Source organism: Leptolyngbya sp. PL-A3 (genome assembly GCF_039962325.1).
In the GTDB taxonomy this organism is placed as follows: Bacteria; Cyanobacteriota; Cyanobacteriia; order Elainellales; family Elainellaceae; genus Vacuolonema.
On record NZ_JAMPLB010000116.1, the window covers coordinates 1 to 11453 of the forward strand.

10 protein-coding genes and 2 pseudogenes are annotated in these 11453 nt (G+C 45.9%); 10 read left to right on the forward strand and 2 right to left on the reverse strand.

Going from position 1 to position 11453, the window contains the following annotated elements; translation table 11 throughout:
- The 5 genes and pseudogenes from NDI52_RS33565 to NDI52_RS33585 form a co-directional block, all read left to right on the forward strand.
- On the forward strand, positions 1-100 hold a 100-nt coding region (locus NDI52_RS33565), incomplete at its 5' end, for a transposase (protein ID WP_190771277.1).
- Between the two features lie 19 nt (positions 101-119).
- Positions 120-1934: an ATP-binding protein gene (locus tag NDI52_RS33570; RefSeq protein WP_348257095.1), complete on the forward strand. Its 1815-nt coding sequence runs from the start codon at positions 120-122 to the stop codon at positions 1932-1934.
- A 374-nt stretch (positions 1935-2308) separates the two neighbouring features.
- A pseudogene (locus tag NDI52_RS33575) lies at positions 2309-2518 on the forward strand (magnesium chelatase domain-containing protein); the annotation flags it as partial.
- A gap of 671 nt (positions 2519-3189) precedes the next feature.
- A complete protein-coding gene (locus NDI52_RS33580; protein ID WP_190789442.1) occupies positions 3190-4572 on the forward strand; it encodes a hypothetical protein in 1383 nt (460 codons plus the stop codon).
- A gap of 197 nt (positions 4573-4769) precedes the next feature.
- Entirely contained in the window at positions 4770-6188 is a 1419-nt protein-coding gene (locus NDI52_RS33585; RefSeq protein WP_190789443.1) for an ATP-binding protein, read from the forward strand.
- 282 nt (positions 6189-6470) lie between these two features.
- On the opposite strand, the gene NDI52_RS33590 is transcribed toward NDI52_RS33585, so the two are convergent.
- Entirely contained in the window at positions 6471-6626 is a 156-nt protein-coding gene (locus NDI52_RS33590; RefSeq protein ID WP_190770838.1) for a hypothetical protein, read from the reverse strand.
- 241 nt (positions 6627-6867) lie between these two features.
- Here NDI52_RS33590 and NDI52_RS33595 point away from each other — a divergent pair, with 241 nt between their 5' ends.
- The 5 genes from NDI52_RS33595 (at position 6868) to NDI52_RS33615 (ending at position 10529) form a co-directional block, all read left to right on the forward strand.
- Positions 6868-8145: an EAL domain-containing protein gene (locus NDI52_RS33595; protein ID WP_199307954.1), complete on the forward strand. Its 1278-nt coding sequence runs from the start codon at positions 6868-6870 to the stop codon at positions 8143-8145.
- A gap of 275 nt (positions 8146-8420) precedes the next feature.
- Positions 8421-8696 (forward strand): hypothetical protein, encoded by a 276-nt coding sequence (locus NDI52_RS33600; RefSeq protein WP_190770839.1) that lies wholly within the window; start codon positions 8421-8423, stop codon positions 8694-8696.
- The gene (locus tag NDI52_RS33605; protein ID WP_190770840.1) at positions 8693-8863 is read left to right on the forward strand and encodes a hypothetical protein; all 171 of its coding nucleotides are present in this window, start codon (positions 8693-8695) and stop codon (positions 8861-8863) included. Before NDI52_RS33600 ends, NDI52_RS33605 begins: the two co-directional genes overlap by 4 nt.
- A 689-nt stretch (positions 8864-9552) precedes the next feature.
- Positions 9553-9771: a hypothetical protein gene (locus tag NDI52_RS33610; protein WP_190770841.1), complete on the forward strand. Its 219-nt coding sequence runs from the start codon at positions 9553-9555 to the stop codon at positions 9769-9771.
- A 482-nt stretch (positions 9772-10253) separates the two neighbouring features.
- On the forward strand, positions 10254-10529 hold the full coding sequence (locus NDI52_RS33615; RefSeq protein ID WP_190770842.1) for a hypothetical protein: 276 nt from the start codon (positions 10254-10256) through the stop codon (positions 10527-10529).
- Positions 10530-11295: 766 nt separating this feature from the next.
- Here the strand turns inward: NDI52_RS33615 and NDI52_RS33620 are convergent.
- Positions 11296-11453, reverse strand: a pseudogene (locus tag NDI52_RS33620) (IS256 family transposase); the annotation flags it as partial.

An 11453-nucleotide genomic window follows, 5' to 3' on the forward strand; every position in this document is an offset into this window, starting at 1 on the left:
ACTGAAGCAATACCGGGGGATTGCAACCCGGTACGATAAGCTAGCGGAGAGCTTTTTAGGGGGTATCTACCTGGCAGCAACGCTCATCTGGCTTAATTGATGACACGCCCTAGGAAAATATGGACATCTTTGAATTCTCGAAGCAGAAGAAACAGATATCGAGTCGAATAGAAACTTTACAAAATCAGATCGGCCTCACAAGCGATACGAATTCTGAATTATTAGAGCAGTCTCTAGAAGAACTTCAGGTTGCCATGGAGGAACTGCAGGTTGCTGAAGAAGAACTGCACCAGCAAAATGAAGAGTTACTCGCAGCCCATATAGTCATTGAAACGGAGCGGCTACGTTATCAAGAACTTTTTGAGTTTGCATCCGAAGGCTACCTGGTGACCGATGCCTATGGCGCGATCCGAGAAGCCAACAAGAAAGCGGCTGATCTCTTGGGAGTTAGCCCATCCAAACTGCGCGGTAAACCCCTCATCTCTTTCATTGAACTGGAAGCACGAAGTATTTTCCGGAAGAATCTGCTGCATGCACTGCAACTTGATTCGGAATATGACTGGGAAATCAAAATCCAGCCACGCCAGGGCTACGCCTTTGACAGTGCTCTTAAAGTCGCGGTTGTGCGGCAAGAAGAGGGAGAGCCGACCGCTTTGCGATGGATTGTTCGGGACATTACGCCTCAAAAAGAGGCAGAGGCTCAGCTTCAAGCCCTGAATACGCAACTGATGCAGCGTAATGTTGCTGATGAAGCCCTGCGCCAGATTGGCGATCGCCTCCGCGACAACCTCGACGAAGCCCATATCCTGCAAACGACCCTGCAAGAACTTACCCTGGCGCTGAATCTAAAAGCCTGTGACATTGGCCTTTACGACCTGTCAGCCCAGACCTCTACCGTTCATGGCGCATTTACCCAAATACCCGTTTCTCCTTCCAATCGGGGAGTTGTAGCCATGCAAAGCTTCCCAGAAGGGTATCGGCAATTGTTGCAGTGTCAAACGTTCCAGTTTTGCGAATTGAATAACCCAATCCGGGGTGAGGTTTCGATCCTGGCATGTCCGATTGTCGATCACCAGGAGGCGTTAGGCGACATCTGGTGTTTTAGTGCCAAGGAGCAGGCATTAACGCCGAGTGAGGTGTACCTGATTCAACAGGTGGCTAAGCAGTGTGCGACCGCCCTCCGCCAAGCTCGCCTCTATAAGGAGTCGCAAAACCAGGTTGAACAGTTGAAAAAACTCAACTGGTTAAAAAATGACTTTTTAAGCACGATTTCTCATGAATTACGGACGCCATTAACCAACATGAAAATGGCCCTGTATGTAATAGACATCGCTAAATTTGACGAGCAGAGAGAGCGGTGTTTGCACATTTTGCGGGAGGAGTGCGATCGCGAAGCCAATTTAATTACAGATCTCCTCGATTTGCAATATCTAGAAGCAGGAGCCTACCCAGAACTGGCCCTGGATAGCCTGGATGTGAGAGCCTGGCTCCCTAAATTTGTGGAGCCGCTCAAAGCCGCGTTTACGACGTCCCAACAACCCTTCTCCATCCAGCTCTCCCGCAAGTTGCCCCGCCTCCTGACCGTTCGCCAGAAGCTAGAACGCATTCTGCAAGAACTTCTAAAGAACGCCAACAAACATACCCCTTTCGGTGGTGAAATCAAACTGACGGTTGAGCGCGATGTGGAGAGCGATCGCCTGCTCATCATCGTACAAAACCAGGCTGAAATTCCTACCGAAGAGTTGCCCTATGTCTTCGAAAAGTTCTACCGTACCCCCAACTTCAATCCTTCCTTCATTGACGGAACGGGCCTCGGCCTTCCCCTTACTAAACGACTGGTGGAATACCTACAGGGCACCATTACGTTAACCAGCGGCCAGGGTTGGACAAAGGCGACCGTGAGCCTGCCGCTCCACCTGCGCCACAAGTCCTAGGGATTCATCAAACACAACAAGAATGCAGAAGTCCTAAATAGGGAAGTCAGCTTGTGTTTGAAGGTGCAAAGCACTTTCAAACACAAGCTGACTTCCCCTGTTGCCGTGACGCGACAGCATCCGAGAAATACAGTGGTGCTTTCGTACTGTTTTAGGGAACTCTACAGTTTATGGGTTTATAACCACTGCCCTTTAATCTACCTGAGCAGGAGCAGTTAAGCCTCTTCTGCTCATACAGAGCCCTCTATAGAGTAGCCGTATGTTTTTTGCTGGGATGCCCGATACGCAGACATCCCAGCAAAAAAACGTACCGTTCTCATCCGAAGCGGAGCTTGTATTACGTGGGCTGAATGGCGATCGCAATTAGGAATTGTATGCTTTCACGAGTCTGGAGTGCATCACTCATTGGCATTGATGCGGTTAAAGTTGGGGTTGAAACGGACATTGCCGGGGGCTTACCCGGCATCGTTGTCGTGGGCCTCCCGTCTCAGGAAGTGCAGGAATCAAAAGAGCGCGTTAGGGCCGCGGTGAAAAACGCAGGTTACGCCTTTCCCATGCGCAAGATTGTCGTTAACCTCACCCCTGTTAGGTTTACTTGGAGTAAATAAATTGAAAACGGCTGAAAACCCTTCTGTTATGAGAGGTTCAAATTTTTGGTGGGTGTAACGAGTCGATGAGAGGTATGGTCCTGCTCTGGTTGGTTACGATTTCTTATAATCTTTGGCGGAAAGCGGGAACCTGCTTCCCTACATTACTTCTACTTTGTAAACACGTTTGAGGAACCCATTCGCTTTCTTGAGCAAATTGTTCATACTTTTCTCCTGTCGAAGCAATTGGGAATAGTATCATTGAGCGAACGGACAGTTATTATTCATCAAACTTCCTGTGGACAAAGCCATGAAGCTCTAACATGATTAAGCGGTGCTAAGAAAACTGCTGCCGGTTACAGAAAGACAAAGAAGTTGATCCAGCGATGGTGGAGGGAACTAGATCTTGCCCAAGAGGCTTTAGCAGACCGTGGAGGTTTTTACTATACGTTCATCTCTCTTGTTGAGAGGGGAGGGACAAGTCCTACTTGGCTAACGTTGATCGGCTAACTCAAATCCTTGACATTTCAATACAGAGCTTTTTCTTCGATATGAGGTGGAGCTGCCGTCTAATGATTCCACTGAGTAACAGTGATAAATTAGATATCAATTGATGTTTCTCTATATAATTTCAGTTTTTCTTCGTAAAAGTGAGCTGGAAATTGACTATGACGCCTGAAAAAACGATGGGTCAGAAATTAGAGGAGATACTGAAAAAATGGCGTGGCTTTCCGAACCTTACGGCAGACGGTAGATATGAATTCTTGACTCAAACTGTGTTTGCGAACTCAGTTGAAATGAAGGATTTTGTAGAACTTTATAAGGATCCTAAAAATGTAATTCTTATAAGGAAAATCTGGTCAGTAATCATTCATGAAATAACCCATTGGCTGGATCATACAAGCACTCTTTGGGGCCAAAATAATCTTGTCTCTATATATAATGCGTTTAATGCCTTTTACGTCCAGGATGAAGAGGAGTTATGGAGAATAATAAAACTATTTTCTGAGATTTCAAGAAATAATTGCGAGGATTACTATCGTGTAAACGGTCCAGCAATTCATAGTAATTCCTGGCGTAGAGTACCATGGAAATATGAGTACTCTTTTGGCTTGCAGTATGGCAGTGATGGTAGACTCCGGTCAGATCGTCCATTCCTAACTACACGATTTAAGAGCTTTGAGGATTCTCTTATCAGCCGAGTGCCACTTTCTATTGTTTCCTTAATGGAAACAATAGCTACAGCCGCCGAGTTTGAGCTTGAATATACAATTATTTTTCCTGAACTTGAAAAACAACTAGATGCGGATCAATTGCTAGTTGAATCCCAATTGTTTCAGTCTATGTGTATTGAGAAAATTTATAATCCAGAGCTAACTGCTTACTCAGTGGCGACTCATTGTCTCGCCAATTTTATGGAAATTCAGGATATTGGATTAGCTTATCGGCTCTCATCAGCTCTAGCATCATTATGCCTCAATCTTCCCTCTCAAGTATTTAGTCAGCTTAAATTACCTAAAGATTTCAAAGAACAACAGCCTTTATCAATACATAGATTTATAGATGAGAGAGCTTCTCAACTGTTATCTGGAAAAGATAGAAGCTTTGCTTTCTTTGTGCTGGCTCAATATGCTTCAAGTGATAATGTTTCAAATTTATATGAGTGGCTTGAAAGCGTAGTCACTTCTGCTGGCTTGCCTCCCATTCCAGAACTACAAAGTATGGTGGTTAGTGAAATGGAAGTTATAGAGCAGGAGATGTTAAATGGCCCCCTAACAGGTCGTCTGAGAGGAATACTAGAAATCGGTAGGCAAAACTTCATGAAACGAGGTATGAGTGGCAATCATTTAATATGCCTGGAATCACTCTTCTCCAAGAAGAAGGAACTAAAGTTACCTCCAATACTGTTAGGAGATGATCAAGTCATTGATATTGAATCAGCGTCAAATTTAGTGCCATATCCTGTTGATGAGCTTGAAAGCTGGATTTTTGAAGTATGGGATCTTGAAGGTAGATTAAGAGAATTTCAACGAGCATGTATAGCTTATTGATAGAGATACTATTTATAGTTCGTATCTCTTCGTGTTGTCTTATTTTTCTAACACTGATACTTAAACATTGATAGGAATATTAATTGAAGACTTTAAGATTTTCACTCTAAGATCTAAGAGAATCTACATTTATTGTCCCCCCCCGCAGCGGTGTAAGATAAAAGGCTATTGTGTTACTGGATGACCTAGAGATAAACATGGTTACTCTTGAAAGTCTAGAACAATGGCTACTTGCTCCGTCAGAGACGGAGCAGCTTGAATTTAAGGAAGCTAAACAGCAATACGATACAACTAAACTTTTACGGTACTGTGTGGCTTTAGCTAATGAGGGTGGAGGTTATTTAGTCTTAGGCGTCACCAATAAGCCTCCTCGTACCATAGTTGGGACACAGGCATTTCCATCTCCAACGTCTTTGAACAGTGTTAAAGCTCTAATTGTAGAGAAACTTAGATTTCGGGTAGAAGTAACAGAGCTACAGCACCCTAATGGTCGGGTGCTCGTTTTTGAAATACCTACTCGTCCTGTAGGGCAAGCATTCACTTTTGATGGCGCTTACTTGATGCGCGCGGGTGAAGATTTGGTGCCAATGACGCCAGATATGCTCAAGCGCATTTTTGCTGAAGATCATCAAGACTGGTTTTCTCAACCTGCTCGCTCTGATGCTAGCTCTGATAATGTTATTGCCCTTCTCGATACCCAAACATATTTTGAGCTGTTAGATATTCCCTATCCAACAAGCCGCGATGCTGTTTTAGAGCGGTTGCAGAGTCAAGATTTAATTAAACAAACATCTCAAGGTTGGATAATCACAAATCTGGCCGCTATTCTTCTGGCAAAAAAATTAGATGCCTTTTCTTCCAATCTGGCTCGTAAAGCTCCCCGTGTCGTTATATATGAAGGCATAAACAAGCTTCAAACGCGCGATGACAAGACAGGTAATCGCGGTTATGCAGTTGGCTTTGAAGGGCTAGTTGATTTCGTCCACTCAGCAGCCCCCAAAAATCGCTTCATTGAAGAAGTAATGCGGGAAGAAGTAAAAATGTTTCCAAAACAGGCTTTGAGGGAGTTAATTGCTAACGCACTAGTGCATCAAGATTTTCTCGCTACAGGTGCTTCAGTAATGATTGAGATGTACAGTGATCGAATTGAAATTTCTAATCCTGGTATTCCACCTATTCAAGTAGAACGCTTTATTGACGAATATCGTTCACGTAACGAGCAACTCGCTGACCTTATGCGTCGTTTTGGCATTTGCGAGGAAAAGGGTAGCGGTATTGACAAAGTAGTAAGTGCAGCAGAGATTTTTCAGTTACCTGCGCCAGATTTTCGAGTTGGTGAGACACGTACTACATCCGTCTTATTCGCTCATCAAGACTTTTCCGATATGGGTAAATCAGATCGAATTCGCGCTTGCTACCAACATTGCTGCCTAAAATATGTTAGTAATCAACGAATGTCAAACCAGTCTCTACGGGAACGATTTGGTTTTGACGAGTCGAAGAATGTTTTAGTGTCTCAAGTAATTGGTGTGACCAAAGAAGCAGGACTAATCAAAGCAGATGACTCTGCTTCTAGTTCGACTCGCTATGCTCGTTATCTTCCCTTTTGGGCCTAGTAGTGCTTAAAAGCAAATCTATATAATTGAGGCTCAAAGCCTAAAATGCTTACAAATCAAGTACTTGGGTGCTTAAAAGCAAATTATAGCTGACCATGCAATAATTTTTACTCAGAGCTTTATTTCATCCTCTTTATGATTTTATATAGGATCTTGCATAGGACGATTTGAAGGCAAAAGATGAGGCATAACCTGTCTCTATTACATATGGTCTTGGGTTTTGCTCAAAATCTGCTGATGTTTAGAAAACCCTCCGTCTGGTTCAATCCCTATAAATTTCTATCAAGGAATGATAATATTAGGCTGTTGCGGCTGCACCAACTCGATCGCACCCAACTTCTCTCCCAGCTCGGCCAGGTGGTCGGTGAATTGGTTGACATTATCAGCAACAGTGGCAGCTCCAGCCGTTAGCCCAACTACAGCTGTCCTATTAGTCATCAGACGCTTTAGGCGACGACCTACTTTGTTGCGACCGGGTAGCTCTAGGCTTTTCAGATTCTTCTCCAGATCCTCCAGTTCTATAAGATCTCTTTATATGGATTAGTAATTTCTTTTGGAAAAGTTTTAGATTTGTTCTTTCAATAGCTTAACAAGTCAAAACAGTTGGGTAATATTAGCTTAGTGTTCTGCGAATGATGACAGGCGATGCGAGTTAGACTTCTGTTCTTGGAGAACTTTAATGGAAGCCAGAGACTCTTACCTGTCAGGAGAGCCGCCATCGTTAGATTTGACTACCGTCCCGGATATTCTTTTAACCCAAGCCCGAGAAAATAAAGCTTCCATTGCAAAGACCTTGCAGAATGTTTTAAGGCTTATCCGCTCTCATCTAGACATGGAAATCGCCTTTATATCTGAGTTTCGGGATGGAAGGCGTTTCTTTCGGTATATCGATTCAAAACATGAAGAAACTCCAATTCAAGTTGGGGGCTCGGGCCCTTTAGATGAAAGCTATTGCCAGCGAGTTGTCGATGGACGCCTACCTGAGTTAATTACAGATGCCTTGCAATGTCCGGCAGCTCTGGAATTAGAAGTCACGATAGCTCTGCCTGTTGGAGCCCATCTCAGTGTTCCGATCCGTTTAGGCAATGGTCGTCTCTATGGTACCTTCTGTTGCTTTAGCCGTGAGCCTGACCCAACTCTGGTCGAGCGAGATCTTTCCCTAATGCGGGTATTTGCAGAATTTGTCAGCCAGCAAATTGAGCAAGACCTTGTCGCAAATCAAGCCCGCCGTGAAGTAACCGAGAGAATTCTTTCAGTCTTAAACACCTCAAGTATTGGTATTGTCTACCAGCCAATCTACTGTGTCTCCCAGGACCGTTTTATTGGTTTTGAATCCCTCACCCGATTCATAGCTGATCCACCTCAAGCCCCAAACGTTTGGTTTGATGAGGCCCAACAGGTAGGTTTGAGCGAGCAACTTGAAATGCTTGTGATTAGTAAGGTTCTTCAGGACATGCCTCAATTTCCTGACGATGTGTATATTACGCTCAACGTAGCCCCCGAAAATATCCTAAGTGGAGCAATTACCCGGTCTCTAGTCAATGCTCCCCTTGAGCGGATTGTTTTGGAAGTTACAGAGCATGCGCCTATCGATGATTATGAAACCTTTGAACGCACGCTCTTCCCACTCCGAGACCAAGGGACACGATTAGCTGTAGATGACGCAGGGGCGGGATACGCCAGCTTTCGACACATCCTGAACCTGAAGCCCGACATCATCAAACTGGATATGAGCCTTACACGCGGTATACACCTGGATGCTGCCCGCCGTGCACTTGCCACAGCTCTCATTACATTTGCTGGAGAAACAGAGAGTCAAATTGTGGCCGAAGGGGTTGAAACCATAGCTGAATTGGAAGTGTTAAAAAAACTGCGGGTTAACAAAGTGCAGGGGTACTTGATGGGCCGTCCCATGCCGAGTTCTGATGCGACTGCATTAGTGCAGACGTCCAGCTAAATTTCCACCGGCCTGGTAATCATTAGAGCAATTAGCTAGTGGGGTTAAGGCAGAGGGGTGAAGTCCTTCTTAAGACTTGGTAAATTAAGCGTGCCGTATCCTGACGTCAAGCCCGTCCACGGAAAATTCAAGTGGTTGTGACACCCCGCCAAAACCATCTGAGGGGCGGGATTTTTTTTGAACAAGTGGAGGCGAACGCCCTAGGGGACAAATTTCCTGTCTCTCTGCTGCGGTTCAAGGGAATATTCTAGGGAGGGAGCGGGAGGGCGATCGCTATGTTTGAAACGCACTATTTTGTGACGGGCTCTTATGGAGTGCTTTCAAACAAAGGAGAAGTTTCGTTCTCGTTCCGCAAAAAAGTTTCGTTGCAGCACGACGGTACACCCGAAGGCGAGAGCGAGGAATTGCATAGATTGATTGAATCGCTGGAGAAGGAAGCGATCGCACAGCATGGACAACACTGGCGTGCTCAAGGTTTTACAGATTCTGATGCTAGGTGGCAGCTATTAACCATCACACCCCTCGCTACTTCTAGAAGGAGCGAGCCATGACTGAAGCAATCAAGCGGTTGAGTATGGGTGTGGGGTTACTGCTCATTACTGCTCTGCTCATCTATGCAGGGATGAGTGGAAGTCGGGAGCTGCCTGAGAAAATACTCATCATTCTCGTGGCTGCTATAGGTGGATTCGGGGCAGGTTATGTACTTGGGAGAGGGTAGGGGTGATCGCCCCTCGCTGTTGATGGAAAAAGGCCCGGAAGAGGTGCTACCGAGCGCGACTGAATTAGAAAATCTATTCCAAATCCTCTCACCATCCACGGCAACAACCTACAGCAGATCCACCAGTAGGCCGGGGGGAGTGGTCAGGGGGATAGGTGATGATGCGGTAGTGACAGCAGGGTGCTTAACGTTGCCCAGGTTACAGTGAATCGGTTGGGGACGAGGTAAGGCGGCAGCAAAGAAGAACTAGGCACTGCCCCTCTCTCGACTCCATGGGATACTTTTGACAATGATAGAAGACCGATCGCATGCCTAAGACCTACTACCAAGACTGCTTTTACTGTGACGTTAACAACTGCACTTGCGAACATCCTCGGGGCTGCGAGTTTCTGGCTTATATCGTGCGGTGTGCAGGGGCAGGGGTAAGGATGGATGCCTCAGACTGTCCTGGATTTAAATCAGTGGAGGGCACACGGTGATTGAAAGCTGTTGTTATGACTGCATCTTCTGTGACCCATTGAATGAGGAGTGCGGGGGGTGCATTCATCCCTATGGGCCTGAATTTATGGCTTACATGGATAGCTGTCAAATGACAGGAATAGTTGTCAGCCCTCTAGACTGCCCTGTGTTTAAACCAGTAAAGAGTGAATTACTAAAGACCACACCCCAACAGCAAGGGATTCAGAGCCATGACCGACGATGAACTAAAAGCACAGGTTTCCGAACTCGTTCCTTTCATAGAAGCGCTAACGGATGAAGAATTCGTGAATCTGCTACATACAGTCAGCAGAATGCAGATTAGTCGAGGACTGCAAGCGGAAGACGTAACCCTGTACCCTGCAACCCCGGAGGAAATCATAGCCATTCTTGAAGCTATTAAGAACCCAGGCGCTCGCCCCAAGCAATGAACCAACTGCGGAGGGCAGTTCATCCGTGAGTGACAATCGCTCAATGCCTAATTTTTCCCGTCGCTAAACTGCTTATATAGGCCTATATTTTTCCAAAATCACGTCTACCGCCCATGAAAAACCCGCGTCGTCTGCGAGTACGACGCGGGAATCAAAACTTACGTGTTTTGAATTGTGCCACAAGTGGCGATCGCAATGCCTTAAACAAAAATGCCCGACCGCAGAAGGCAGGGCGAAAGTAGATTAATGTTTGAGATCTTTATAGTACACCTGAGCTGAATGCCCACTACAACTCCACCAGCAGAGCGGCGGCAGTCATTGTGGGAAAAAGTGGGGGTGGCTTGGGTGATTGGGTTATGCCAGAATGAGTGCCATTCCATCACCCATCCTTCGGGATAGTCGATGAGGGGTGATATACCTTGCCTAGATCTGGTCATGGAAGGGATTACCCTTGAAAAAGCTGAAAAAGCGAGGCAGTTGCGATGCTTACTAATGAAGCAGAGATCAAATTGCAAGCCCGAATGATAGCAGCTCGTTCCCCTCTGTCAGCCGATGAGGCTGAATGCCTTATCCGCTTCACCGACGAGGACACAAAGCTACTGGAGCAATGCGAGGAATTGGCAAAAAGGAGCGTAAGCTTTGCCTCCATAACTCAGTGGCTTGAGGGCAAGATAGGACGGGTTGAACCTGGTTCTCAGGCCTACACCTTCTGCGAAGCGGTTCTAAACCTCGTCTCCAAACGTGAGCGGCAGCGCTAATAGACCGATGCAGGGCTGTCCAGCTTGAATACCAAGCCGGGAGATAGCGGTGTGAAATTAGAAACCGATGTACAACTGAAACAATGACTGCCATCAGGTCAGTTGGGGCTGAAGCCGGAGACAGGCGATTGCGATGCAAGGTAATGAAGCAGAGATCAAGTTAAAAGCAAGAATGTTAGCAATTCGCCATCCGATCAAGGCAGAGGAAGCCGAGCACCTGGTTCGAACTATATACGGGAACGACGCATTGTTGAATGAGTGCCTAGTGCTCCTGAGTCAAGGGATACGCCTTACTTCCATCAACGAATGGCTTCAGCAAAAGCTGGGGCTGATTGAAAGGGAATCGCAGACGTACAAATTCTGTGAAGCGGTTCTCAATCTCTCGTTAGGAGCCCAGCGCAACTTACTATGAAAAACCCGCGCTGTTTGGGGTCACGCGGGCTATGACTGTAGTTTGCTGAATTGTGACATGGAGAACAGGGCGACAGGTCTACCCAAAGGGCGAACGCCACAAAAAGCCCACCTCAAACAGCAGTAAGGTGGGTCTTAGTCCGTGATTAATTCAATTCAAATTATCCTTCGAAAAGGATAGTAGAAAAGGTTGTCTGGAATACAAAGAGCTCTAGCAGCGCAATCGCCAACAAAACTAGGGATCGCTCTGTGGCCCGCAGAAAAGACCCACGCTTGTTGAATTTGGTGCAGACGCGGGTCGGGTCATGGCACTGAATTGGAGAGTGTTTAGATTTTTGTGTAAGCCTTTAGATTTTTAATAGTTGAAGCGTCCTGGAAATAGGATAGCAAAATGAGACAAGGCTGCCTTCCAATTTTTTATCGGTCGATTCCATCGCTTAGCAATGTTGTTCATTGCCAAATACATCAGCTTGAAAACAGACTCCTCATCTGGAAACACAGCCTTGGTTTTAA

Bases quoted from the DNA above. Each gene is read 5' to 3' on its own strand.
- NDI52_RS33570 (WP_348257095.1), top strand. From the start codon at position 120: ATGGACATCTTTGAATTCTCGAAGCAGAAGAAACAGATATCGAGTCGA.
- NDI52_RS33580 (WP_190789442.1), top strand. From the start codon at position 3,190: ATGACGCCTGAAAAAACGATGGGTCAGAAATTAGAGGAGATACTGAAA.
- NDI52_RS33585 (WP_190789443.1), top strand. From the start codon at position 4,770: ATGGTTACTCTTGAAAGTCTAGAACAATGGCTACTTGCTCCGTCAGAG.
- NDI52_RS33590 (WP_190770838.1), bottom strand. From the start codon at position 6,626: ATGACTAATAGGACAGCTGTAGTTGGGCTAACGGCTGGAGCTGCCACT.
- NDI52_RS33595 (WP_199307954.1), top strand. From the start codon at position 6,868: ATGGAAGCCAGAGACTCTTACCTGTCAGGAGAGCCGCCATCGTTAGAT.
- NDI52_RS33600 (WP_190770839.1), top strand. From the start codon at position 8,421: ATGTTTGAAACGCACTATTTTGTGACGGGCTCTTATGGAGTGCTTTCA.
- NDI52_RS33605 (WP_190770840.1), top strand. From the start codon at position 8,693: ATGACTGAAGCAATCAAGCGGTTGAGTATGGGTGTGGGGTTACTGCTC.
- NDI52_RS33610 (WP_190770841.1), top strand. From the start codon at position 9,553: ATGACCGACGATGAACTAAAAGCACAGGTTTCCGAACTCGTTCCTTTC.
- NDI52_RS33615 (WP_190770842.1), top strand. From the start codon at position 10,254: ATGCTTACTAATGAAGCAGAGATCAAATTGCAAGCCCGAATGATAGCA.